Origin of the sequence: Citrobacter sp. C5_2, assembly GCF_014596845.2 — a bacterium.
Classification (GTDB): domain Bacteria; phylum Pseudomonadota; class Gammaproteobacteria; order Enterobacterales; family Enterobacteriaceae; genus Citrobacter; species Citrobacter werkmanii.
The window spans coordinates 1,722,831-1,743,653 of sequence record NZ_CP115032.1 but is presented as its reverse complement, the minus strand read 5'-3'; the positions used below and the strand labels follow the sequence as shown (position 1 = coordinate 1,743,653).

General features: G+C 49.6%; 35 protein-coding genes. 4 read left to right on the top strand and 31 right to left on the bottom strand.

The window, feature by feature from the left end; translation table 11 throughout:
- Window positions 1-32: 32 nt before the first annotated feature.
- The 16 genes from ICA20_RS08430 to ICA20_RS08355 form a co-directional block, all read right to left on the bottom strand.
- Window positions 33-212, bottom strand: a complete 180-nt coding sequence (locus ICA20_RS08430; protein ID WP_038642089.1) for a YebO family protein — start codon at window positions 210-212, stop codon at window positions 33-35.
- A 58-nt stretch (window positions 213-270) separates the two neighbouring features.
- Window positions 271-561 carry a DUF4035 domain-containing protein gene (locus ICA20_RS08425; protein WP_038642091.1) on the bottom strand — a complete coding sequence of 97 codons (291 nt, stop codon included), beginning with the start codon at window positions 559-561 and terminating at the stop codon, window positions 271-273.
- Between the two features lie 11 nt (window positions 562-572).
- Entirely contained in the window at window positions 573-944 is a 372-nt protein-coding gene (locus ICA20_RS08420; protein WP_038642092.1) for a phage tail assembly chaperone, read from the bottom strand.
- A 27-nt stretch (window positions 945-971) separates the two neighbouring features.
- On the bottom strand, window positions 972-1,676 hold the full coding sequence (locus ICA20_RS08415) for an immunoglobulin domain-containing protein (protein ID WP_038642094.1): 705 nt from the start codon (window positions 1,674-1,676) through the stop codon (window positions 972-974).
- Window positions 1,677-1,733: 57 nt separating this feature from the next.
- Window positions 1,734-2,081, bottom strand: coding sequence for a DUF3168 domain-containing protein (locus ICA20_RS08410; protein ID WP_038642096.1), 348 nt, complete (start codon window positions 2,079-2,081; stop codon window positions 1,734-1,736).
- The gene (locus ICA20_RS08405; RefSeq protein ID WP_038642098.1) at window positions 2,078-2,527 is read right to left on the bottom strand and encodes an HK97-gp10 family putative phage morphogenesis protein; all 450 of its coding nucleotides are present in this window, start codon (window positions 2,525-2,527) and stop codon (window positions 2,078-2,080) included. Before ICA20_RS08405 ends, ICA20_RS08410 begins: the two co-directional genes overlap by 4 nt.
- Complete coding sequence (locus ICA20_RS08400; RefSeq protein ID WP_038642100.1) at window positions 2,524-2,862, bottom strand: phage head closure protein; 339 nt, start codon at window positions 2,860-2,862, stop codon at window positions 2,524-2,526. Before ICA20_RS08400 ends, ICA20_RS08405 begins: the two co-directional genes overlap by 4 nt.
- Before the next feature lie 9 nt (window positions 2,863-2,871).
- Window positions 2,872-3,192 carry a head-tail connector protein gene (locus ICA20_RS08395; RefSeq protein ID WP_038642103.1) on the bottom strand — a complete coding sequence of 107 codons (321 nt, stop codon included), beginning with the start codon at window positions 3,190-3,192 and terminating at the stop codon, window positions 2,872-2,874.
- A gap of 78 nt (window positions 3,193-3,270) precedes the next feature.
- On the bottom strand, window positions 3,271-4,488 hold the full coding sequence (locus tag ICA20_RS08390) for a phage major capsid protein (protein ID WP_038642105.1): 1,218 nt from the start codon (window positions 4,486-4,488) through the stop codon (window positions 3,271-3,273).
- Window positions 4,489-4,497: 9 nt separating this feature from the next.
- Window positions 4,498-5,097 (bottom strand): HK97 family phage prohead protease, encoded by a 600-nt coding sequence (locus ICA20_RS08385; RefSeq protein WP_038642107.1) that lies wholly within the window; start codon window positions 5,095-5,097, stop codon window positions 4,498-4,500.
- Window positions 5,090-6,316 (bottom strand): phage portal protein, encoded by a 1,227-nt coding sequence (locus ICA20_RS08380; protein ID WP_038642109.1) that lies wholly within the window; start codon window positions 6,314-6,316, stop codon window positions 5,090-5,092. The genes ICA20_RS08385 and ICA20_RS08380 overlap by 8 nt, the downstream gene beginning before the upstream one ends.
- The gene (locus ICA20_RS08375; RefSeq protein WP_162138603.1) at window positions 6,306-6,455 is read right to left on the bottom strand and encodes a hypothetical protein; all 150 of its coding nucleotides are present in this window, start codon (window positions 6,453-6,455) and stop codon (window positions 6,306-6,308) included. The genes ICA20_RS08380 and ICA20_RS08375 overlap by 11 nt, the downstream gene beginning before the upstream one ends.
- An 8-nt stretch (window positions 6,456-6,463) precedes the next feature.
- Window positions 6,464-8,221 carry a terminase TerL endonuclease subunit gene (locus ICA20_RS08370; protein ID WP_038642113.1) on the bottom strand — a complete coding sequence of 586 codons (1,758 nt, stop codon included), beginning with the start codon at window positions 8,219-8,221 and terminating at the stop codon, window positions 6,464-6,466.
- Window positions 8,221-8,718 carry a phage terminase small subunit P27 family gene (locus ICA20_RS08365; protein ID WP_003841734.1) on the bottom strand — a complete coding sequence of 166 codons (498 nt, stop codon included), beginning with the start codon at window positions 8,716-8,718 and terminating at the stop codon, window positions 8,221-8,223. The genes ICA20_RS08370 and ICA20_RS08365 overlap by 1 nt, the downstream gene beginning before the upstream one ends.
- 156 nt (window positions 8,719-8,874) lie before the next feature.
- Complete coding sequence (locus tag ICA20_RS08360) at window positions 8,875-9,225, bottom strand: HNH endonuclease signature motif containing protein (RefSeq protein ID WP_038642116.1); 351 nt, start codon at window positions 9,223-9,225, stop codon at window positions 8,875-8,877.
- Entirely contained in the window at window positions 9,213-9,428 is a 216-nt protein-coding gene (locus ICA20_RS08355) for a hypothetical protein (protein WP_038642119.1), read from the bottom strand. Before ICA20_RS08355 ends, ICA20_RS08360 begins: the two co-directional genes overlap by 13 nt.
- 176 nt (window positions 9,429-9,604) lie before the next feature.
- Here ICA20_RS08355 and ICA20_RS08350 point away from each other — a divergent pair, with 176 nt between their 5' ends.
- Complete coding sequence (locus ICA20_RS08350; RefSeq protein ID WP_051594528.1) at window positions 9,605-10,150, top strand: hypothetical protein; 546 nt, start codon at window positions 9,605-9,607, stop codon at window positions 10,148-10,150.
- Between the two features lie 86 nt (window positions 10,151-10,236).
- Here the strand turns inward: ICA20_RS08350 and ICA20_RS08345 are convergent, their stop codons facing one another.
- The 15 genes from ICA20_RS08345 to ICA20_RS08275 all read right to left on the bottom strand — a co-directional run bounded on the left by ICA20_RS08345 (window position 10,237) and on the right by ICA20_RS08275 (window position 18,244).
- Window positions 10,237-10,416, bottom strand: coding sequence for a hypothetical protein (locus ICA20_RS08345; protein ID WP_038642121.1), 180 nt, complete (start codon window positions 10,414-10,416; stop codon window positions 10,237-10,239).
- Window positions 10,373-10,642, bottom strand: coding sequence for a hypothetical protein (locus ICA20_RS08340; RefSeq protein ID WP_038642123.1), 270 nt, complete (start codon window positions 10,640-10,642; stop codon window positions 10,373-10,375). Before ICA20_RS08340 ends, ICA20_RS08345 begins: the two co-directional genes overlap by 44 nt.
- A 7-nt stretch (window positions 10,643-10,649) precedes the next feature.
- The gene (locus tag ICA20_RS08335; RefSeq protein ID WP_038642125.1) at window positions 10,650-11,267 is read right to left on the bottom strand and encodes a glycoside hydrolase family 19 protein; all 618 of its coding nucleotides are present in this window, start codon (window positions 11,265-11,267) and stop codon (window positions 10,650-10,652) included.
- Window positions 11,267-11,548, bottom strand: a complete 282-nt coding sequence (locus tag ICA20_RS08330; protein ID WP_038642127.1) for a phage holin family protein — start codon at window positions 11,546-11,548, stop codon at window positions 11,267-11,269. The genes ICA20_RS08335 and ICA20_RS08330 overlap by 1 nt, the downstream gene beginning before the upstream one ends.
- The gene (locus ICA20_RS08325; protein ID WP_008323296.1) at window positions 11,535-11,930 is read right to left on the bottom strand and encodes a phage holin family protein; all 396 of its coding nucleotides are present in this window, start codon (window positions 11,928-11,930) and stop codon (window positions 11,535-11,537) included. Before ICA20_RS08325 ends, ICA20_RS08330 begins: the two co-directional genes overlap by 14 nt.
- A gap of 89 nt (window positions 11,931-12,019) precedes the next feature.
- Entirely contained in the window at window positions 12,020-12,616 is a 597-nt protein-coding gene (locus tag ICA20_RS08320; protein WP_038642131.1) for a hypothetical protein, read from the bottom strand.
- Between the two features lie 105 nt (window positions 12,617-12,721).
- The gene (locus ICA20_RS08315; RefSeq protein WP_038642133.1) at window positions 12,722-13,300 is read right to left on the bottom strand and encodes a DUF1133 family protein; all 579 of its coding nucleotides are present in this window, start codon (window positions 13,298-13,300) and stop codon (window positions 12,722-12,724) included.
- Window positions 13,301-13,314: 14 nt separating this feature from the next.
- The gene (locus ICA20_RS08310; RefSeq protein WP_038642135.1) at window positions 13,315-14,304 is read right to left on the bottom strand and encodes a DUF968 domain-containing protein; all 990 of its coding nucleotides are present in this window, start codon (window positions 14,302-14,304) and stop codon (window positions 13,315-13,317) included.
- The gene (locus ICA20_RS08305) at window positions 14,301-14,984 is read right to left on the bottom strand and encodes a phage regulatory protein/antirepressor Ant (RefSeq protein WP_001704138.1); all 684 of its coding nucleotides are present in this window, start codon (window positions 14,982-14,984) and stop codon (window positions 14,301-14,303) included. Before ICA20_RS08305 ends, ICA20_RS08310 begins: the two co-directional genes overlap by 4 nt.
- Window positions 14,985-14,997: 13 nt before the next feature.
- Entirely contained in the window at window positions 14,998-15,384 is a 387-nt protein-coding gene (locus ICA20_RS08300; RefSeq protein WP_003034741.1) for a RusA family crossover junction endodeoxyribonuclease, read from the bottom strand.
- Window positions 15,381-16,259 carry a phage N-6-adenine-methyltransferase gene (locus ICA20_RS08295; RefSeq protein WP_038642139.1) on the bottom strand — a complete coding sequence of 293 codons (879 nt, stop codon included), beginning with the start codon at window positions 16,257-16,259 and terminating at the stop codon, window positions 15,381-15,383. Before ICA20_RS08295 ends, ICA20_RS08300 begins: the two co-directional genes overlap by 4 nt.
- A complete protein-coding gene (locus ICA20_RS08290) occupies window positions 16,256-17,113 on the bottom strand; it encodes a conserved phage C-terminal domain-containing protein (protein WP_038642141.1) in 858 nt (285 codons plus the stop codon). Before ICA20_RS08290 ends, ICA20_RS08295 begins: the two co-directional genes overlap by 4 nt.
- The gene (locus ICA20_RS08285; protein ID WP_003034732.1) at window positions 17,103-17,282 is read right to left on the bottom strand and encodes a DUF4222 domain-containing protein; all 180 of its coding nucleotides are present in this window, start codon (window positions 17,280-17,282) and stop codon (window positions 17,103-17,105) included. The genes ICA20_RS08290 and ICA20_RS08285 overlap by 11 nt, the downstream gene beginning before the upstream one ends.
- A 172-nt stretch (window positions 17,283-17,454) precedes the next feature.
- Window positions 17,455-18,006 carry a YmfL family putative regulatory protein gene (locus tag ICA20_RS08280; protein WP_038642145.1) on the bottom strand — a complete coding sequence of 184 codons (552 nt, stop codon included), beginning with the start codon at window positions 18,004-18,006 and terminating at the stop codon, window positions 17,455-17,457.
- Window positions 18,007-18,016: 10 nt separating this feature from the next.
- Window positions 18,017-18,244, bottom strand: a complete 228-nt coding sequence (locus ICA20_RS08275) for a Cro/CI family transcriptional regulator (protein ID WP_003826141.1) — start codon at window positions 18,242-18,244, stop codon at window positions 18,017-18,019.
- A gap of 102 nt (window positions 18,245-18,346) precedes the next feature.
- Between ICA20_RS08275 and ICA20_RS08270 the strand changes: the two genes are divergently transcribed.
- From ICA20_RS08270 to ICA20_RS08260, 3 genes are all read left to right on the top strand, one after another.
- The gene (locus ICA20_RS08270) at window positions 18,347-18,973 is read left to right on the top strand and encodes a LexA family transcriptional regulator (RefSeq protein ID WP_003826139.1); all 627 of its coding nucleotides are present in this window, start codon (window positions 18,347-18,349) and stop codon (window positions 18,971-18,973) included.
- A 593-nt stretch (window positions 18,974-19,566) separates the two neighbouring features.
- A complete protein-coding gene (locus ICA20_RS08265) occupies window positions 19,567-19,938 on the top strand; it encodes a hypothetical protein (protein ID WP_038642148.1) in 372 nt (123 codons plus the stop codon).
- 56 nt (window positions 19,939-19,994) lie between these two features.
- Window positions 19,995-20,822, top strand: a complete 828-nt coding sequence (locus tag ICA20_RS08260) for a DUF2303 family protein (protein ID WP_038642150.1) — start codon at window positions 19,995-19,997, stop codon at window positions 20,820-20,822.
- Window position 20,823: the final 1 nt, after the last annotated feature.

The window sequence follows — 20,823 nt, the reverse complement described above, 5'->3', positions numbered from 1 at the left end:
AAAAACCCCGCCGAAGCGAGGCTCATATATAATCATTTTTCTCGGTGGGCTATCTGTATCAATAAATCAATTTGAGCATCTTGCTTTTTATTTATTTCTTTAAGGGCTTCGACCTGTTCATTTGCCCTAACGCTAACACGTAATAAATAAAAAACTATAATTAAATTGATTAGCCAACCAAAAACACCGAATACAACAAAAAGTGGCTCCATGATTCCTCCAATGATTTCCAGAGGTAATCGTATATCTGTAATTGGGCTATGTGAAGAATTATTGCGTTGCGGCAATCAATGCTTTTTCAAGCCCTGCGAATGGATCGGCCTCTTCTTCATCATGATTACGCTGCCATCGCAGCAACATATCACTCATCGTGGCCTTGCAGCCCTGTGCATTAAACACAGCGGTAGCAATTTGCGCCGCCTGAATGTCACCACGAATGTCACCTATTGGACTATGTTTATCAAACTCAGCCCACAGCCTAAGTTCACTGGCTGACATCACTCCCTGAAGCTCTGAAAGAGTGCGCCCCATACGGAGCGCTAGCGACATCAAAAACCGCATTCCGGGCTGAGCTACTTTCCCTCAGCCTCCTTTTGATCAGTAGTCAGGTTGAGGGCCTGACGAAGAAGACGTGCGTGGACTGGACCATAAACCGATTCAACCTCGGCAAAATCTTCCTTACTGAACACCGATTCTCCATGCTCATCAAACAACACATCGATAAAAAGCGTAACATCAGCGCGTAGATTACGGTGTGCCCGTTCAGAGATAGATAACTCGCCTTCCGTCTCTCTCGGCTTAATTACATCCTGCCAGTGAAGCCATGCTTCTGCTGATGGTTCACGAAGAACAACTTTCACGCCATCCCATTCCGGCACGTTTACATCAATATGACGAAATGCTGACGCCCTGGACAGCGCCAGTTCTTTAAGACTTTTAGCCATTTTTTATCCCTGATAAAAGAAGATGAATTACGCTACCGTTACGACGCAGGTTGCTGAGGTGACTTTTCCAGCAGGTGTGGAGGCATCGGTAACTTCACAAACGTAATCACCGGCATCACCTGCAGCAGCGTTTGCCTTGTTGAACGTTGCTGTCGTCTGTCCACTAACCGCGCTGCCGCCTTTCTTCCAGACGTAGGAATAAGGTGCCGTTCCCCCGGCAGCTACGACCGTCAGTGACAAAGCCGCACCAGAGGTAACAGATTTGGTGTCAGGCAGGTCGGTGGTCAGGCGCAGCGCGTTATCAATTTTCGTCGGCTTACCTTTCAGGCGTAACGAGAACGTTGCAGCCACCACGCTGTTTGTCCCTGAAGACCAGGTGTGCTGACGAACTTCAGACAGGAACTGGAAGCCAATACCAGACGGGAAGACAATCCGAAAACCATACGTGGTGTCGTTATCGTAAGCATCACGCAGCGCATCCTGTGCCGGGTTAACATAAAAGTTACCGGACATAGAGATTTCTGACTGAGCGCCAAGGCCGTTAATGTTTTCCTGCTCGGTTGAACACAGAGTGGTGACATCAATGTCCTGCTTCTGACCGCCAGTAAACTGGACCTCTTTGATAGTACAGTGCAAATCCAGCCAGGTTGCAGCGCCAATCGTATCCAGTGTCGCTGGCGCAGAGGTGATCTGAATTTTCGTACCCTGCGATTTTTCATACAGTGAGGACATATTTGTCTCCTGAAAATAGAAAACCCGCCGTAGCGGGTCTGTGAGTTAATGGATTTGTCAGACAGTGACCTGAAATTCCAGCGTCGCCCGGTAATACCGGTTCTCTGGTTCATAACCAGGGGTTTTGCTTATATTTGTGGGATTGAGTGGTTTAACTGCCTGAATCGCCATATCACGAAGATTTCTCGCCTCTTTAAGAGTCAGTGAGTAAACATCAACCTGGACTGATATCCCGGATTCAGCCTGACCGCAGAGAACGTCGGCGGTCACATCAGTAATAAGCGAAAAAATCACCCAGGGCGGCGATATCGAGGGCTGACCATCACTGCCAAGCGGGGCAACGTAGGGATAAACCTGCCCTCCGGCCAGCGGTTTCAGCAAAAGATAAAGGTCATCTTCCGTCATTTACTCAGCACCTCATCAATCGCCTGGTTCATACGTTTCATAGCGACTCGCGTTGCCAGTTCTTCACGGGTATCAAACGCAGGACGGACAAAAGGATGTGGGGGCATATTCACTGTGCCCATTTCAACAAATCGCCAGTAAAAGGCGTTACGTCGATCGGAGGCTTTCATTGAATTATCGCTGTTACCCGTTCGCATGTTTCGACCACGAATATGAACACCGGATGAAATATCACCGCGTTTACGAGATCGCTGCGTCAACACCACAACGTTTTTCTTCAGTTTGCCGGTTCGTTCAGGCGCTCTTGCTATCACCTCGTCTTTCAGAACCTCAGCACCAGCTCGAGTGGCATCACGCAGAACTTTGTTGTTTTCGGCACGGCTCAGTAATTCCAGATCGCGGGATATCTCTTCAAGGCCAGAAAAATCCAGAGTGATATCAATCATTTTTCCGCTCCATTTTTACAGAGTATTTCCAGCCTGGTGGCTTTACTGTCGGGTATTGGGGGGCTGATGATATTCAGTACCGCGCCTTTAAATGGCCCTGTGAGCACCTTTAATCTTGACGCAGCAGTCACATCACGCCGGAAACGGATCCACACCCGAATTGTTGCCTGCGCCGTTTCTGCTCCTGATTGCAACTGCTCACGACCACTGATACCAAGCACTTCAGCCCATATGGTCTTTCCCTCCTGCCACTCTTCAACCGGCTGGCCTGTCGTATCGCGAAAAGAAGTAAAGTTCAGGATAGTAACGCGATGGCGTAATCGCCCTGCCTGCATAATCCCTCCCTACAGCGGTATGTATCGGTACGGTTGAAGCAAAGACTCAAAACCAAATGGGAAGGTGGTAACAATATTTCCGACATTGACTGGTTCTCTGTTTTCAAACCAGTGCCCAACGAGAAGCATCAATGCCAGCAAAATATCGTCAGCAATACTGAGTCCATCAGGATCTGATTCAGGTACCTTGTCTTCATACAGTTTTCGATTGATGTAATTCTCTGCCATACGCCTTGCGGCGCCGTAGTAGAGCAACAACATTTCATCTTCCGTTGTATCGTCAGCATCGATCCGACACTGCGCCCTTAGCTTCTCTATCATTTCGCTCATCGTTTTTACCCGGCCCGCAGCGAACTGCGGGCATAAAAAAACCGCTTACGCGGCATCAGGAGACAGCAGAAGTGTTGATTACGGCGCCTTACCCACCAGCGCTTTGATAGCCGCCGTATCTTCCAGCACGCAGTCGAAGCGGTGGAAGGCCAGGAATGCGGTCTGATCATACTCCGCGTAACGCTCAACCAGACGCTTCAGGGTCATGTAGGAAACTCGGCGAACAATGAAGCGATTGAAATCACCCAGGTAAATAAATTTCTTATTCGCTGCCGCGGCATCAATTGCCTGATCAATTACATAGGGAATACCAAGAACAGTTGCCGGGGTACCACCAACAACATCCGGTAGCCAAAGAGGGCGCTTCTGATCATCCACCATCTCTTCGATTACCTGAAGAGTGCCGTCATTAAACGCCCAGCGGAAACGTGGACCACCGCGATATGCCGGATCAATCGCGTGTTTCAGGCTGTTCATTTCCTGCCAGGTGAATGTTGCGGCCGCCGCCGCAGAAACAGTCCCGGTTACTGAAGCCGCCAGCCCTTTAGGCTGCTGAGGTGTACCAGCGCCGGTACCCTGCACGAGATATTTAGCTTCACCGCGACCAATTCGCTGCGCAATACGTCCAGCCAGGTATGCCTCAATATCTACACCGCTGTCCTGCAGCAGTTCATTGGAGACGCGGATAATTTTGGATGACAGTTTTTTAGCCCCCAGGATTGCGGTGCCGAATGTCACATCCCCCTCCGTTGCTGCAGCGTTTTCTGCAAGCAGTTCCCCCTCCTCAGCTGTACCATCAGAAGTGGACCAGGTAATATCCTGACCGTTTGAAGTATTGAGGATTTGCGCAACGCTCACGATCCCGCCGTAAGCTTTCATTGCATCAATGATGGTATTTCGCATCTGGGTAGGGACCGTATAACCACCTTTATCATCAGGTGTCGTTCCCTGCGCACGAAGTTCTTTAACGGCCTGACGTTCTTCAGCAGTCAGCTCACCGAAGCCATGGCGCAGGAGACGATCGAATGCTGCAGCACGGCGCACTTCTGCCTGCATTTCAGGACTTTCCTGACGTTGCCGCTGTTCAGGCTCCTGTTCATCAACAAAAGACTGATCATGGCGGCGCAATTCCTCTTCACGAGCGATACGCTCATCAAGCGCATCCAGTTCGGATTTTGCAGTGTTCCACTGAGTGCGCTGCTCTTCGGTCCAGGTGGTATCACCAATTTTATCGTGCAGAGCACGCATATCAGTGGCGATGGTGTTACGTTTTTGCTTCATTTCATGCAGTTTCATGGTTTTTCCTTACGCGTTAAGAAGAGTCAGCAGGCGCTCACGCGCCATTCGTTGATTAATGGCGTTATGTAGCGCACCACTGTCGCGCGCCTCCTGCCAGGCTTTCATCGATCGGACGCCGGAATCGGCCTCCTGATATGCGGGATAGGTCACCGGACTGACATCAAACAGCCGGGAAAACTTCGATATTTCGCGAATAACTACCCCTTCGTCGTCCTCATACCAGTGCTCACCATCACGGGCGACTCGAAAGGCAAAGGACGACTGGTTAATGTCACCGCGAAGCATCGGTTCCAGCACCAGGTCGCGAATGGTTTGCGTATCCGGCGCGGTAATGTCGTAACGCAGACCGCGATCATCTACAGACAGTGACAACGTTCCGGCAGCGCTACGACCAAGGATAAAATTAGGGTCATGGTTAAACAGCCCGCGAACATCATCATTCAGCACATCGTCAAAAGCACCGGGTTTGATAATTTCACGAAAACCCCAGAGAGGTTCCGAGCGACTGTTAAACACCGATCCGTAACCCAGAATGCGGGTGGGCTCATCGGTGCGGTGTTCCGCGCGAACCTCCCCGCTATAGCAGCGTGTTTCACGGTCATTCATTGGTTTTTTCCTCGTCGGTTTTTGGTGCCTTAAAATCGTCTGCCGGGTTAGCCGCGTTCACGCTTACCAGCATTTCATCAAGGCCGTCTACCGGGTTCATATCTTCGAAGGCTCGCGCCTCGTTGCGGCTCATCCAGCCATCAGTGATCGCAAAGTGGTAGAACTGAGCACGCTCCTGCGGGGTTCCGCGTAGCAGACCTGTCAGGTTAAACCTGACGTAATACCCCGCCGCCAGCTCAGCACGGGTAAAGAGTCGTCGGTTAAGCTCCTGCTCCCAGTTCGTTACCCACGGCATGATCGTGTAGCGGACAAACTGAATAGCCTGCTGCGTAATGTTTGAGAACGTGGCTTTTTCGAGATCGTTAATCATGTGTGCCGGAACGTTGAATATCCCGGCAATCATGGAGCGGTTCAGTTTAGACATGTCGATGATCTGCGCATCAACAGGGGAAACAGTCAGCGCTTTGTAATCCAGTTCAGCCGGGAGAAGCATTGTTTTATTCTCCTGGCTACGCAGCGCAACAACTGCCTTTTGCCACATGCTTTTTAAACGCCCCCAACTTTCATCATTCAACTGGCTTTTTACAGAAATGATGCCGGCTGGTCGGGCATTGCCACTGAAGAAAGAACTGGTGTATGCCTGCCCGCTCATTCCCATACCGATCGTTTCGGCGTGCTGCATGATCGGGCTGAGTCCCATTTTCTGGTTATTTCCCAGCGCCCTGATATGCACCATATCGTCTGGGTTTATAGCAAACGCGCCTTCTTCGTTGTAAACACCATAGGTGTAACGCCCCCCGGTGTTGAGTAGCGTGGTTTCCCACGGCATACAGCATTCCAGGCCGGAAACCTCACCGCGTCTGGAACGTTTTACCCACGTATAGCCATTACCCCAGCCCAAAATATGACGTTGCTTTAACTCGCGCCATTTATAGCTGGTCTGCCACACGTTCGGCTCATCGTGCACCAGGTAGAACACAGGATGGTCGCGCGCAGCTTCAACCTTGTTATTGGTTTTACGCATCACGTGTAGCGGCATCTGCGCAATATTTGACGAAATAACATAAATACAGGCGTAAACAGCCGCCAGTTTCATCGCCGTTTCGGGGCTGACAAAAACGTCGCGGGCAAAAATATTGTCCGTTTCTGCTGATTCACCAGTAATTGGCGTAGAGGGATTCTCCAGTGGTTCATTGCGAAACAGGGCATCAAGCAGCATTTTTCCCCCTCATTGCGACCACCAGTGCATAAAGCAAAAGCAAACTACCGGACATCATCAGAGATGAAGCCAGACCGAACTGGAGATATACGCCAGCAGCGAGCGAACCGAACCCTGCCAGCCCGATAGCATCAGTCATTAATGTTTTCATAGAATTAAAAGATCTTCGTCAGGGTCGAGTGTGGACAGGAAATCAGCTTCACCACCACCGTTAACCAGCATTCTGCTCATCGCAGTAAATAGCGCAGCGGGACCGTCTATTTTTGCTTCGGGTGTGGATTTGTTCGGAAAGATATTGTCGTTTTTGTCAGGCTTGACGGTGACATTAGACATCATCCAGTTCATAACCGGATGATTACTGTGATGAAAACGCCCGCCGTAGACCAGAGACTCCACCTCTTTCATTGACTCAGAAAAGTTTCTGACCGTCTGCGGAACCTCCACCAGCGGCACACCCTCTTCTGCCAGAGCCAGGCTAAACTGCGTCGCGCTCCAAGGGTCAAATCCGGTTTCCTTCAGGTTTTCGCCACTAATCCATTCCAGAAAATCAGCTTTAATCTGCACATGATCGATAACATCACCATCGGTCAGTTCCAGCTTCCCAAGCTCAGCCCATTTGCGATACATCTGCGCCATTTGAGCGGAACATTTTTCCAGTCGTCCTTCGGGTAACCAGAATTTAAAGTCTGCGTGCGCATGACCGTTATCTGCCCGCCAGAGTTTTACTGCTGCGCAAATATCAATCTTGTGGGCCAGATCCACGCCAGCCCACATCGGGTAGGTTTTCAGTTCATGACGGGGGGCTATGAACTCACATTTTTCCCACTTAATCATGTCCATCCAGGCTGACTCAGCGGTCACCCAGATATTCATGTGTTTGGTGAAAAAGTTAACCCTAGCGGAAACCTGTTCTTTGGCCTTCTTAGCCAGACGGCGAAGGTCATCCCAGCGCTTACAGATACCGAGTCCGGGGTTAGCCTTTTGCCAGACCGTTTCATCAAACGGATCATCATCCTTATCCAGCGTGAAGATAATGGCGAAAAAGGTATCATCCTTAACCGCGCCTTCCACTTCGCTGTTATAGCCACGCAGCACCTTAATGGCATAATCGCGCAGCTCGTAACAAATCCCTTCTTTGTTAAACCCGGCAGTCGTTATGCCAAACAGGAGAGACTGCAATCGTGCGCCGGTTGCAGTTTCCAGAACGTCCCAGACATCACGGGTTTTATGCGCATGAAGTTCGTCGACGATGCCACAATGGATATTGAGACCATCCAGATTGTTGGCATCAGAAGAAAGCGGCTCAAACTTGGATGCTGTCTGCTCCTGGTAAATCGCCAGTTTATTGAACTCAAACAGTCGCCCCAGTGTGGGTTTCGCTTTTTTAACCATGTTTTTCGCATCTTCAAAAACGATGCGAGCCTGATCCCGCGTTGTCGCTGCGGAATAAACCTCTGCCCCGCCCTCACCATCGGCGCCAGCCATATAGAGACCAACGCCGGAGGATAATGTTGACTTGGCGTTTTTACGGGCTACCTCGTTATATGCCGTGCGAAACCTGCGAACCATCACAGGACGGCCACTGCCATCATTACGCAGCACAATTTCGCCTGTTTCTTCATTTACCAGGGGGATAACAAAACCGAAGATGTTGATCAGAATGAAAACATGCCAGTCCATCAGCTCAATCGGCTGGCCTGCCAGTGATCCTTTAACATGGGGCACGAATTTATAGAAATTGAGGATATGTTGTGCACGGGGCTCGCTGAAATAGATGCCACGTTCTTCACCGTGCTTCAGATCATCAAGAAATCGCTGGCACGCGAGACGGACAAATTCACAGGCGATAACTTCCCCGGCAACGACGCGTTCGGCATAACGTATGCCATCAGAAACTTTAGCCATCAGTCCCTCGAATTAAGAAATTGACTTAACAGGTCATCATCGTCTGGTTTGTCTTTACTGACCTTAGACCTGCTGGAAGGAGTCATACCAAACTCCGCTAACATCGCGCGAAGTCGCTTCCAGGCATCAGCTTTCATCATGGCTGCCGGATGCGGCTTGATCATGCGTATTTCACGCTCTTTCCCTTCATCAGCATCATCATCGCTGTATACCGCATAGGTATAACCTTCCCGATCCAGCGTTTCACAATGATGGCGGTATTCCGTATATGCCTCTACCAGCAATTCCAGAGCCCTGGCATCCAGCTGAGATATGACGCCAATGGCATCAAGTTCTTCGGCCATCCGCTTAAACCAGTACTTCCCCTGCTTGTCGAAATGCTTGGGAACTGGGGGGACCCCTTTAGGTGGCTGCGGCTCGTTTTTGTTGATTGGTCGTTTGGATGGGTTACCCCTCACCAAACGCAGATGGGTAGGGGTTTTCGGCGGTCCAGACATAATCGAAAACTCCTATTAATCATCGGCTGGGGTACCCCAAAAAAAGTTTTCTAACCTGCGGCGATGTGAAGAAAGGCTAGGCGGCGGTCCTTTGGGCTCCCGGCTACAGGGATTTGACCTCCCCCTCCCCTCTACGCCTATTGATGATAATCACTATCATTTGATGCGTTCGCGCCCTGTTTTCGAGCGGTGGCAGGGCCAGCACAGACTTTCGAGGTTCGAATCGTCATCGGTACCCCCATGTGCCTTAGCCTTGATATGGTCAACGGTTGTGGCCGCAACAGCGCGACCAGTACGCAGGCAGTTCTGACACAGATGATTGTCACGCTTCAGAATGCGAGCGCGCTTGGTGTCCCACTTGCTACCGTAACCACGTTCATGCCGACTCTTACCCTGTTGATGCTGTTGCCAGCCTTCATTGCTGTGCTGCTCACAGTAACCAGAGCGATCCGTAGTCGTGCCAGGACAACCTCTCTTGCGACAGGCGCGAGGAATTAGTGCTGGCATGGTTCACCATTACGCAAATCAATGGTGATTTGGTTTTCAGCGTGGTTTTTATCAAGATTAAATACCGCTGTTACTGTGGGGAGTTCTCTACACTGAGTATCTATAATCGTCGATACCTGGTTATCAAGAAGCTGTCCATTCACAGCAATTCCATAACCCATGAAGCGCTCTCCGCGATACAACTTAGCGATCTGAAACTTCATAACGATTTCCTTTTAGACGTGAGTCTGTAGCACGGAAAAACCGCCAAGAGTTAACGGATTACCCAGACTCACAGCTGAAACACTCTCTTTGATTACTTTTGCGATTCGAGTTAGAGTTAAGACAGAAATCAGATAATATTCATTAACCTTTATTTATCCCTATTGCGGAGCTAATCATGCAGCAACAAGGTTCTGTTGGAAGAAGATTAGATGCAGCATTTGATGCTTTTAATAAAAGAGAGTATGAAAATTGCTTAGTACAACTATTCCCGGCACTTGATAAAACAGCCAAAAAAAGAAGACCAGGAGCAAAGGTTGGTGTGCGTATTTGCAAGTTTCTTGAAGAGAATGAAGATTTACTATCATATATAGCAACCAATGGAGGTATATTAAGGGATATACATATTGGAGACATGACAGTGCCGAAAGCAATCTATCTATACGGGCGATGTCCAATAGCTCATGAAGGTGAGTTAGACCCAAGACTCCAGATAACTGAGGGAACAAAGTTAATGTTTGGTAGCAACTGGATTTTCCCAACAAGTTACATATTCGCTCTAATTATAGCTATTATGGCTGCAGAAGAAAATGCCGATGAATTTTTGTCTCAAGACCTTCATCTGAACTTCAATAACAAAGAATTTTTAGCAAATCAGATCTGGGGACAATCTAATTATGTACGTGAGGCTATTGGTTTGAATGACAGGCTACGTGTTCATTAACAATAGTTTATTAATAGTTCACCTGATAAATAATCAAACTCATCCGTTCCACCAAATAATATTTATTTTATGTTGAGGAACGGATATTAATGTTTACCGCAGTTCGTTTCCCACGCTTTGTTGTGCGACAAAATGTCCCGCTTCGTATGTTTATCCAGCACGGCAATATCGTGCTCAGTAAGGTAGATGATACTTACCCAGTCACAGGCCGTGTCCGTTACTTCAGGTTTTGCGGGTAAATTTTTCGCGCAACTCGCGGTCAACATCGTCATCAGTAAGATGATTAACAGTCTGCTGTACATCCCTGGCTCCTTTTGTTGTTTCTACCCGGCGTTCGGCTATCGCTTCAGTAGCTGCTGCACGTTCTTCAGTGCGCTGCTGGTCTGCTTTTGTTTCAGCGATACTGGTACCGCGTGATTTACCCAGACCAAAAGCACCTGCAATTGCAGCCAGTACAGCAACAGCCAGGCCGATAATCATTTCAAGTCCCATAGCGACCTCATACCAGTGCGGCTTTTGCTTTGGCGTAGCGTGCACGACGGTCGTTAACACCGTTCTGCCCACCATTGATGATCTGAGTGATGCGAACCAGATCGCCGGAATAACTCAGGCATCCGCTGGTGGCGTAGAACCATGCAGCTGACCGTGCTGCGTTCATATCCTTTTCCAGCAACTCAGGATTGCTGACTAAATCCAGTTTTAATCCCGTTCCGCAGCGGCGGTAATTATCAAGACCGGTAATCTGAATCAGGCCACGGCCACGATATTTCCACCCATCGCCTGATGCTTTGTTACCGAGGCGATTGCTGTACACCAGATTTGCAATGGCTGGCTGATTGGCTACCTGCCCTTTTTCTTTGTCACGCCCAAGCATATATGCCTGATAGTTCGTAATGCGGCGTCCAAAGATGGTCAGCAGAGCGGCTGGGGTGTAGTTGAAGTTCTCCACCAGCGCAGAGAACCCCGCTGATTCATGTCCTGACTGAGCAATAAACATTGCCTGGTCTTCAGGCTTAACAATGCCGAACTCTTTCATTGCCGCGTCAATGTGCGGAAACCAGCGCGAAGCTAACCCGGCGCTTACACCAGCCGCCTGTTGAAATTGTGATTGGTTCATTAATGCCTCAGCGTATCAACAAGACGCGCCACGTTCCCACGAGCCCATAAGACGGCAGCGCAAATAAGAAGGTTTACGATGACCACCATCCAGTGTGACTCATGGTAGAGGCCAAACAGATATCGGAATGGAACGCTGGCATAAACCAGCACAACAAAGTACGCCAGCAATGATATAGCGGGGCGATGTCTTGCCCCTTCACGCTGGTAGAACATCAGGACAAGGACGATGACAGCACAAATACCTGCATTCACCATCGCTGACGGATCACTTGTTACCATTGCTGGCCCCTCCTCCACGGAATCGCGAAAGAATACTGAACAGGCTTCCCAAATCCTGACTGTTGAAAAATGTGAGCACTTTGATTGTCATCGCCGCCACTACAACAGCACCAAGTGCGTCTAATGGCCTGTCACTATACCCGGTAGCCTGTGACAACTTTGAACCAACCAGGCCAGCAGCAAGAACGCCAACAATGAATGATGTCATGAAGTAAGCAATCAATCGTACTCGTGTGATATTTGCCGCTGTCGCTACATAAAATACTGCACCAGCGAATGCGCCAAATACCACGCCATAATCAATACCGGTTGCAAGACCAAATACGCTGGCTCCCATCAAGCCACCAGCCGCGACCGTAGTGCCAGAAACAGGATCGGACATTAAGCCCCCTCTTATTGCTGTGAGTCCTCTCAGAACGAGGGGAAACAAAAAAGGCCGCATTAAGGCGGCCTTGGAAAGGTATAGTTTTTTTAAGATAAACTTTGATTGATATACTCATGACACCCAAAAATAAAGGCGTTTTGTGCATCAATAAATGACTTTTTTTCTTCCGGAGTAAAATACCCTTTTGTAAAACATACTTTTAGCGCTTTTTGAAGATCTGCCGTCAGGGTTATCAACTTACAACCTTCCTCATCAGGCCTTATTAATAGAAGTAATTTATTTTTACTTATTTCAGCGGCCTTTATTGGAACTTGAATTTCCTCAGGAAAAACACCCTTAGCCAATATATCCATATTCTTATTTCCGATCAGATGCCATTGCTCAAATGTGCTGGCCAACATAATTACGTCTGTCACATGCTCAGCGCCAGCAAAACGTATTTGTTGCGCCAATTCTTTATTAGTATTCAAGTGAGCCTGTAATGTGGCTAAGGCAAAATTTTCTTTGATTGCCCTGTATGCAACCCAACCAGTTATTCCTGCGGCAATAACGCCTGCAAGAGCAGTAATGAGTGTTTCAAAAGGAAAGGAAGAACTGATTTCAATTGGCGGTAATTTTTCTATTACCAAGGTCAACTCGCCAGTAGTTTTTTCGAAAGCGTACGGTACGTTTTGCCAAGTCATGAAGCCTCCTGAGTTTCAGAGGAATCATAACAAAAAACCCGCTCAATGGCGGGCTCTTAATGTTGTGTTGCTCAGTTCGCTTTAACGTCCCGAGCCTACCACAATTTAAGCACTTTCTTGCTCACTCTGCAACTTAAATCTGTCGCTATTTGTGCCGAATGCGTCACAAACTGGAGCGTACAGGATCGATTCTGCAAGACTTAGCCAAGTGTCAATGCGTCGACGACAGGTGATCAGCGGCCAGTCAGGATGTTTAGCCTGCAGTTCATTGGCCATCTGCAGCTTGCTCTTGCGTAGGCGATGGCGGTCGACAATCACGCTATAGAGAGATCGGTAGTCATCATTCATCAGTACAGAAGCAATGACACCGTCCACTAACAACCCTTCTTCGTCTGAACAGAACGCCAGGCCGCTTTTATTTTTGCTGTTGAGGATTTCACGAAGGTACGCTTCAAGTTCAGGTTTGGTGATCCCTGATTTCTTCATACGGCGCAGCGCATCATTGATAGCTGTCTTGGTGATTTTTCCTGATGCCAGTAGCTGGTTAAACATATTCCCGCCACTACCACCGCCGATATAAGACCAGCGGCCCCACATGCGCAACTTACCCTGTATCCAGATGCTTTCCAGAGTACGAAGACGAACCATTTCACCAGCCTTGCCAACTTCAGAAGGATTAATCATTAAGCTTTCTCCATTTATGCCAGCACGCCAATTGCCAGCGCTCGATCTATGACCCGAAAAACCAACACTAATTGGTCATCGTATTTAGCTTCAAATGCCACGGGATCAGCATGCAACTCGTTGTGATGTGCTCTGCACAGCGGTATCACAAACAAGTCGTGTGCTTTTGTACCCATTCCACCCTGCCCGTGACCAATCAGGTGGTGGGGATCATCTGCTGGTTTATTGCAACATACGCAGGATTGTGTTTTAACCCAGCGGGTGTATGTCTCATTTATCCAGCGGCGACGTTTTGGCCTGAGCATAAAAGACTCTGGCGACTCCGGATCAACAGAGAGCGTGAGGATCTTCTTCGCCTTCTCCTGCACGAGTCTGGTTGCTGACGAGGAAGGCACTATGTCGCTTTCCCTCATGACAGAACGGATCTTCTCATCCGGAAGGCGCAGCCCTTTGTGCGCAACGCTTTCCGGAATAACATCAGCCAGGTCGTTTCTGACCATCCACCAGCACAGTTCCGGAAGCGTCAGGATATGCGACTCGGGAAAACCAGAATCACGCCGAATGACTTCCAGAATCCAGGATACCAGGTTTCCGGCCGCTATAACTGCAAGCTGTTCGGTATGCTGCCCCGACAAAGTGTGATCGCAATGCCAGCACAGGCGAATGCTTCCTGGTGGGTGCCGCATTGTTGTGAAGTTCTTGTCGTGCCACGTTGAATGTGGCCACTGGCATTCAAACCGATTACTCAACCATTGCTCAAGGGAAGGAAGCCCACCGGCACGCTGAATAACCCTCTCATTACCGAAGACCTGACGCATTACCGGATCATCAGCCAGCGGCTGAATGGCTGCCGGAACAGCCCCGGTACTTAATGACGCCATTTCTTCTGGTTCAGGCTCGAGCAGAACGCGACCACGCATGAAGAGGTGCATCAGTTCCGCACCGGGACGGAACAGCACAATCCCCATACGATGGGCGATCTCGGGGGTAAGCAGAGCTCTCACGCGACCTGCCCCCTGGCAATGTGTTCTGCCCACAGTCCACCAATCCAGCGCACACCTTTCGCCGTGAAACGTGCCTGGCTGAATGCATGATTTGAGGTTACGGATGTGCCGGTTTTCACTTCAAAACGGCCCGCATCAATATGCTGATGCCGTGGGGTCATCGTTCCGCCAAGGCGATACATGATGTCGTTCTCAAGGAGGAATAACCGCAGATCTGGCTCTTTGGCCTTAAGCAGTTTTGCCACCTGGCGGAATGACATTGACCCACTGGCTGTACAGTACCGATCAACAAACGCTACCTTCGGCGCCGCGGCAGCCAGTTCGTTAGTCAACTGCTGTTTTTGTTCTGCAAGGTCAGCTGCAAGACGTAGGGCTTCAGAGAATGATTGAGGAATCGTCTGCTGCTGTGCCTGCTCAAGCTCCTGCCAGCGATCAACCAGACGCGCGGTAAACTCCGGCGACAGCTGCGCGACAACGATATAACTGTCCCGTTTCCCTATCAGATAAACCGATACCGACTGATTGAGGTGATTTTTAACTTCCCCCATTGGGGGGAGTTCAATAACACCGCGCTCTGCCAGGCGTTCAATGGACCGTTTAACATGGTCATGTCGTGATTCCACCAGCTCAGCAATATCGCTGCTGGACATGGTTAATGCTGTTGTTGCTAATTGGCTCATACTTTTCTCCATATCAGGCGGCTGCACCCGCCGGTTCATATCTGCTGATCGTTATCTCTACCCGACCTTTCGGCACAACGGGTCCCCATTCCACCAGCATGCGCTTAATCTGGCTGTCGTCTTCCCAGACACCCGCATGTGTCAGCGCGTCAAACAGGGCTTTGTTGTAATTATCGATATCCCGGCGGCGCGCATCCGGCGGGTACAGCGTGATTTCTACCGCTGCCAGTTCAGTCGATGGCTTCGGGAGACGTCGTAATTGCTCAATGATCGCTACGCAGGCAGCGCTCTGGTATTTACGACCATCAGCGCTAATGAGGTGACGACCGGCCAGCGGCCCCTTGTTAGGGGCGCGCCAGTAAGTGTTCACGCTCGGAGGAAAAGGCAGGACTAGTTTCACGCGGCCTCTCCCCGCATATTGCGAACAAGTTCAGAAGCAGCAGTAATGATTTCGCTGGTGGCAGTCCGCTCCAGCCAGAGTTGATTGATATTGGCTTTCAGTTTGTTCTGCTGAGCCTCGCTCAATACGTCAACGCCTTCCACCTGGTTAAACACCAGGCCAACCTCGAGAGGCCAGATTCGTGACTCAGTTTCCAATGGTATTACTGGTTCCTGGGCTGTCAGCGTTGCAATTGTTTGCTCTTTACCAACAGCGAATTGAGCCAGCGCCATAAATGCCCCACCTTTTGCCTCCAGTTCTGTGCGGTTGATATAGCTGAACCGCTCACCACGCCATGACTTATCGAAGACAGCTATAGCACCGGCAAAAAACGCGCTGGTGGGTTTCTGTTTTTCGTCAGCAGGTACAAACCACACCGGCAGATCGAACCCAATGCGCCCACGGATGAATACGATGTGATCAGCATCTTCCGGCCACCACGTTTCGCTCGGCGCAGCTTTTATCAGGAATACATAACGCCCACCCTTTTCGCGCTGGGTTGCTGCGTAGTTCATGATGTGCGTCATGCCGGTGATCGCCTGTTTCTCGTGGTACTGCGAACGGCTATATGGTGGGTTGCCATAACCAGCGCCACCCAGTTCAGCAAGACGTTCAGACCAGTCCTGTGTCAGCGCATTATCTTCGGCGGTGTACCATGCCGGGCACTTCGCGTTGTCATCGTCAGCAAACAAGTCCAAAACTAATGGACCAAATAGCGCGTTGATCCCCCAAAAAAGCAGATCCGGTGTTCGCCACTGATCGCCAACTTCTTTCAATTCGTGGGCTGGTTGGCTACGTAGTGCCGCCAGCGACTGGCAATATTTATTTAACGTCATCCTCTGAACCCCGCAGGGGTCGTTGTATCAACCGGACCAAAAGCCATCACATCGCGCTTTTTCGCACCCCATTCAGCACGTTTAGGCCGTCCCTTCTGATCCCAGCGGGTAGCACTTTGCAGATAGCTCTCGAACTTTTTCGGGCCAAACAGCGTTTCCGGCCGCATGTACTGGTACTGCTCGTCGTTCTCGTGCCAGTGCTCATGCTTCAGGTCGATAACGAGTTGCAGGTCTGCAACGCTGTATCCCTCACGCAGCCGGGCGCGGATGTTCTCCAGGGATGTTTTGGATTTCTGATACCTGGATCCGCTGATCTGGTTCAAATGGGTCAGAACAAAAATTGCCTGGTCGGTAATCACAACTTCAGGGTCTGGTTGCGCCGCAACCGGACAAGAGGGTTTTGAAGTTACTTGTGGATCTTGTGTTGATTTTACTGACGGATCCCCGCCAGATTCTGACGGGTCAAAACCGCCGTTTTTGCCAGATTTCGACGGGTCAGTTTTTGAGGCGTCAAATTTTGATGCGTCAGATTTTGACGTGTCAGAATCTGACAGTTGAGAAAATGCGGCAGCCTGAAGTTTCGTCACATTCAGGCGGTACACGTTCGAAGCATTACGGTTACCATTACGGCGCTGTGTACGCGTGAGCCAGCCATCTTTTTCAAGCTTAGCGATTGCCGTTCTGATAGTGCTCGGCCCTGCGCCAAGCTGGCGAGCAATAGTTTCAATGGACGGCCAGCACACCCCCTCATCGCTGCTGAAATCAGCAAGGCGAGCCATGATCGCGACACTAGACAACTTCATGCCCGACGCCGCGCAACCATCCCATACGTAGCCGGTTAATTTAGTGCTCATGATCGTCCGTTATCTCCCTGAATTTTTGCCTGAAATGCTCAAGTGGGCTGAAGCATTCGTGCGGGTAGCCATCACGCAGATAGATAACGCGCTGTGTTTCTGGCTCCCAGCGGATAACACGGACTGGCACTCCGCGGTGGTCTTTGAACCTTCGGTTAAGTTCGCGCACAAGCGTTTTTCCCTCCGGTTGTAGACCCCCACAATTGAAACCGCCCTACTGTGGTTACACGGAACCCAGCGGTTTGATAATCTGCGTTCATACCGAAACAACGGAGTACCCGAAACCGGGATCATCCTGAGTTGCGGTAGACGGTTAAAAGCCGTTAAACTGCTCATGCGGATTATTTCTCCATACTCGAAGAGTTGTTCGCCAAGGCGCCCGGAGCTGCACACTCGCGGGCGTCACTCTTTTCAGCGACACAAAAAACTCGATAAAGAAGCGTTACGTGCTCCTGGAACTTCGCGATAACCTGATAGCTGTTTTCCTCAATCTGAGCACGCTCATCTGCGTCAATTAACCCATCAGCCGTGGCTTTACGTACAAAATTAGAATGACGGCCTATCCATTCAATGGACTCCATCAGGCGCTGATTTATGTCGGCGTTATCCAGATCATCAACATCTGCCAGTGGTACAAATACGCCCTGAGAATGGCGCGCAACGGCATCAGCGATATGAGTTGAACCACCAGCACGTTGTAAAACCATTGCCCAGCCCAGTGGGAAGATCTGGTCGCCGTCAACACGAAGGCGGTTAAACAATGCGTTCTCTGTCACGCCCAACCATTCCGCCGCCTCGGCATAACCACCAGGAAGATCGGTGATCGTTTTTTTTATCGCCGCCACCAGCCAGGCTGGCTGACGTTCGACTTTCCAAATAGGTTCGTTACCCACAGCTACCCCCTTATTCCTGTGGTTTGAGTTTTACTGAAGCATCGCTACGCTTTTCGTAAAGGTCGGGATGAAAAACCAATTTCCCCCCGGTCCGATAGGCTGCTTCAGCTGCACGCCCTTTTGGGATAAGGCGACCAGTTCTATTACGCCACTGGTAAACAGCCTCGCTTGTGATTCCAAAAAATTCGGCAACCTTCTCAGTACTGCCAAAGTAGTTTTCAATATCATCGGTTGTCATAACGCCTCCTTAGCTAAGTTTGATTAGATATTAATAACCAATCTAACTTTGGTCAATAAAAACTAAGATTGCTTAGCCTTTTAATTTATTTATGGTGTTCAAATGGAAACTGTCGGTCAGCGCATCAAAGCTCTCAGGCGCATAACCAAAACCTCGCAGAAAGAACTGGGTAAGTTCTGCGGTGTTAGTGATGTGGCGGTTGGGTATTGGGAAAAAGACGTTAATGTGCCAGGCGGCGAGTCACTTGCGAAACTTGCGAAGTATTTCAACACATCAATTGATTACATACTTTATGGCACTGAATTTGAAGGCAATCTGATAACCAAGATGCGAAGGATTCCGGTGATATCCTGGGTTCAGGCTGGACAGTTTACAGAATGTAAAGCAGCAGAAGTTTTCAGCGAAGTAGATAAGTGGATAGAGACATCACTCCGGATAGGGGATAGCTCCTTTGCATTGGAGGTTAAAGGTGATTCGATGACAAACCCTAATGGCCTCCCAACAATCCCTGAAGGGGCAACAGTCATAGTAGATCCAGATGCAGAGCCAATTCATGGAAAGATAGTCGTAGCCAGGCTTGATGGGACAAACGAGGCTACTGTAAAAAAACTTGTCATCGATGGGCCTCAAAAGTTCTTAGTTCCCTTAAATCCACGCTATCCAAACATTTCGATTAACGGTAATTGCCTGATCATCGGCGTTGTCAAAGGCGTTCAGTACGAGCTTTAACCCACCTCTAACCTTCCTCTTAACATCAGACTAAGAATAGTTTGGTGTTTTTTCTTGATCTGAAAGCTAAGTTAAGTTAGATTTTGTTCATCAACAGCGAACAGGCAGAACGCCCACGAAGTAGCCGCCGGTGGCATATGAATAACCGGATGATTCGCTGACAGGTGTCTTCGGGAGGGGTAACAGAGACGCGTCTGATTAACCGCAACTCGTAGTCAAATTCCTATAGCTGGTGGCGATACCCAAGCCAGGAATACCAAAACCAGCAGGAGTGTTAAGGGCAAGGGCTAATCACCCCCTTAGCACCCCGCCCGAAGATATCTACCACCGCGCCTGATGTGGTTAAAAGCAGGCCAAAGCTATAACAAGTAACTCCCTGTTCTGGCGGCCCGGTGTTTTCCCACTTGTCCGGTAACCGCCAGCCTTTTTCAGGGCACAACAGAAAAGGGCATCACCGGGCGACGGGCTCATAACCCAATCCACCCGGGCAAAAAGAAAGCGGTCTCTGCAAGTCGCCGACCAATGCAGGTGCCCTTCTCTGTTGTGTATGGAGAAAACACGGCGGTGGCAGCCGCCTTAACGAGGGTAAAACCATGAGTAATGACCGCACGACCGTAGTACCCGACTTCCTGAGCGAACTGGATGCCGGTGTGTTCATGAACAAAATCGCAGGAGCGCTTAATACCACTGCGCTAGGCGTTCTGAATAACGGTAACAAAGGCCAAGTAGCTCTCATCTTTGATTTTGAGCGCATGGGCAACTCTGTCGAAGAGAAACGCGTCAAGATCAAACACAAGCTGAAATACAGCACCCCAACGCCACGCGGCAAAGTCTCCGAAGAAGACACCACCGAAACACCAATGTGGGTCAACAAAGGCGGGAAGCTCACCATCCTGCAGGAGGATCAGGGGCAACTATTCGGCATCACCGGCGCGGTGGATGGAAAGCTTAAAGCGGCTCAGTGATCCGCAACAACAAATTCACTGATACCACCTAGATCATCAGTTAATAAGGAATTTCTATGTCTCAGTTAGACAGCGGTACATTTAAGCAGGTAAAAGACCTGGTCCTTTCTGGCTACCACCTGAATGATATTCATGGCCTGGCTTGCCCGACCGCATTACTACCAGAGGGTACTGGCGTTGAAAGCCTCGAGCGCTTTTCTCTGGAGCGTTTCCGCTTCCGCGGTGCCATGACCACTACCAGTATTGAAGATTTTGTTCGTTATTCGAAAGGCTATGCCAGTACCACTGAAAAAGCACGCTGCTTTATCGATGCTGACCACATGACAGCTCGTTCAGTATTCAACATTGGTACTCTTGATAACCCCGGTCACGCGGACAATATTGCATCTATCACCCTAAAACAGACCGCACCATTCCGTGCTCTTCTCCAGATCAATGGTGAGCGTCTGAAACAAAAACAGATCGCCGAGTGGCTGGAAGACTGGAGCGATTACCTGCTGGCGTTTGATGCTGATGGCAATACGATGCAGATTTCCCAGGCAGCTCAGGCCGTTCGTCGTATCACTATCCAGCAGGCAACCCAGCAGGATCATGAAGACAGCGATTTCAGCGGCAAAAAATCTCTTATGCAGAGTATTGAAGCCAGCAGCAAAGACGTAATGCCTGTAGCGTTCGAGTTCAAATGTGTGCCGTATGAAGGTTTAGGCGAACGCCGCTTTAGCCTACGCAACAGTCTGCTTACAGGTGATGAACCTCGTTTTGTACTGCGCATTGTACAACTGGAAGCCCAGGAAGAAGCTATCGCCAACGAATTTCGCGATTTGCTGATCAGCAAGTTCGAAGGTGAATCAGTGGAAACTTTCATCGGTAACTTTAAAGCCTAAT

Bases quoted from the DNA above. Each gene is read 5' to 3' on its own strand.
- ICA20_RS08430 (WP_038642089.1), bottom strand. From the start codon at position 212: ATGGAGCCACTTTTTGTTGTATTCGGTGTTTTTGGTTGGCTAATCAAT.
- ICA20_RS08425 (WP_038642091.1), bottom strand. From the start codon at position 561: ATGCGGTTTTTGATGTCGCTAGCGCTCCGTATGGGGCGCACTCTTTCA.
- ICA20_RS08420 (WP_038642092.1), bottom strand. From the start codon at position 944: ATGGCTAAAAGTCTTAAAGAACTGGCGCTGTCCAGGGCGTCAGCATTT.
- ICA20_RS08415 (WP_038642094.1), bottom strand. From the start codon at position 1,676: ATGTCCTCACTGTATGAAAAATCGCAGGGTACGAAAATTCAGATCACC.
- ICA20_RS08410 (WP_038642096.1), bottom strand. From the start codon at position 2,081: ATGACGGAAGATGACCTTTATCTTTTGCTGAAACCGCTGGCCGGAGGG.
- ICA20_RS08405 (WP_038642098.1), bottom strand. From the start codon at position 2,527: ATGATTGATATCACTCTGGATTTTTCTGGCCTTGAAGAGATATCCCGC.
- ICA20_RS08400 (WP_038642100.1), bottom strand. From the start codon at position 2,862: ATGCAGGCAGGGCGATTACGCCATCGCGTTACTATCCTGAACTTTACT.
- ICA20_RS08395 (WP_038642103.1), bottom strand. From the start codon at position 3,192: ATGAGCGAAATGATAGAGAAGCTAAGGGCGCAGTGTCGGATCGATGCT.
- ICA20_RS08390 (WP_038642105.1), bottom strand. From the start codon at position 4,488: ATGAAACTGCATGAAATGAAGCAAAAACGTAACACCATCGCCACTGAT.
- ICA20_RS08385 (WP_038642107.1), bottom strand. From the start codon at position 5,097: ATGAATGACCGTGAAACACGCTGCTATAGCGGGGAGGTTCGCGCGGAA.
- ICA20_RS08380 (WP_038642109.1), bottom strand. From the start codon at position 6,316: ATGCTGCTTGATGCCCTGTTTCGCAATGAACCACTGGAGAATCCCTCT.
- ICA20_RS08375 (WP_162138603.1), bottom strand. From the start codon at position 6,455: ATGACTGATGCTATCGGGCTGGCAGGGTTCGGTTCGCTCGCTGCTGGC.
- ICA20_RS08370 (WP_038642113.1), bottom strand. From the start codon at position 8,221: ATGGCTAAAGTTTCTGATGGCATACGTTATGCCGAACGCGTCGTTGCC.
- ICA20_RS08365 (WP_003841734.1), bottom strand. From the start codon at position 8,718: ATGTCTGGACCGCCGAAAACCCCTACCCATCTGCGTTTGGTGAGGGGT.
- ICA20_RS08360 (WP_038642116.1), bottom strand. From the start codon at position 9,225: ATGCCAGCACTAATTCCTCGCGCCTGTCGCAAGAGAGGTTGTCCTGGC.
- ICA20_RS08355 (WP_038642119.1), bottom strand. From the start codon at position 9,428: ATGAAGTTTCAGATCGCTAAGTTGTATCGCGGAGAGCGCTTCATGGGT.
- ICA20_RS08350 (WP_051594528.1), top strand. From the start codon at position 9,605: ATGCAGCAACAAGGTTCTGTTGGAAGAAGATTAGATGCAGCATTTGAT.
- ICA20_RS08345 (WP_038642121.1), bottom strand. From the start codon at position 10,416: ATGTTGACCGCGAGTTGCGCGAAAAATTTACCCGCAAAACCTGAAGTA.
- ICA20_RS08340 (WP_038642123.1), bottom strand. From the start codon at position 10,642: ATGGGACTTGAAATGATTATCGGCCTGGCTGTTGCTGTACTGGCTGCA.
- ICA20_RS08335 (WP_038642125.1), bottom strand. From the start codon at position 11,267: ATGAACCAATCACAATTTCAACAGGCGGCTGGTGTAAGCGCCGGGTTA.
- ICA20_RS08330 (WP_038642127.1), bottom strand. From the start codon at position 11,548: ATGGTAACAAGTGATCCGTCAGCGATGGTGAATGCAGGTATTTGTGCT.
- ICA20_RS08325 (WP_008323296.1), bottom strand. From the start codon at position 11,930: ATGTCCGATCCTGTTTCTGGCACTACGGTCGCGGCTGGTGGCTTGATG.
- ICA20_RS08320 (WP_038642131.1), bottom strand. From the start codon at position 12,616: ATGACTTGGCAAAACGTACCGTACGCTTTCGAAAAAACTACTGGCGAG.
- ICA20_RS08315 (WP_038642133.1), bottom strand. From the start codon at position 13,300: ATGATTAATCCTTCTGAAGTTGGCAAGGCTGGTGAAATGGTTCGTCTT.
- ICA20_RS08305 (WP_001704138.1), bottom strand. From the start codon at position 14,984: ATGAGCCAATTAGCAACAACAGCATTAACCATGTCCAGCAGCGATATT.
- ICA20_RS08295 (WP_038642139.1), bottom strand. From the start codon at position 16,259: ATGACGTTAAATAAATATTGCCAGTCGCTGGCGGCACTACGTAGCCAA.
- ICA20_RS08290 (WP_038642141.1), bottom strand. From the start codon at position 17,113: ATGAGCACTAAATTAACCGGCTACGTATGGGATGGTTGCGCGGCGTCG.
- ICA20_RS08275 (WP_003826141.1), bottom strand. From the start codon at position 18,244: ATGACAACCGATGATATTGAAAACTACTTTGGCAGTACTGAGAAGGTT.
- ICA20_RS08270 (WP_003826139.1), top strand. From the start codon at position 18,347: ATGGAAACTGTCGGTCAGCGCATCAAAGCTCTCAGGCGCATAACCAAA.
- ICA20_RS08265 (WP_038642148.1), top strand. From the start codon at position 19,567: ATGAGTAATGACCGCACGACCGTAGTACCCGACTTCCTGAGCGAACTG.
- ICA20_RS08260 (WP_038642150.1), top strand. From the start codon at position 19,995: ATGTCTCAGTTAGACAGCGGTACATTTAAGCAGGTAAAAGACCTGGTC.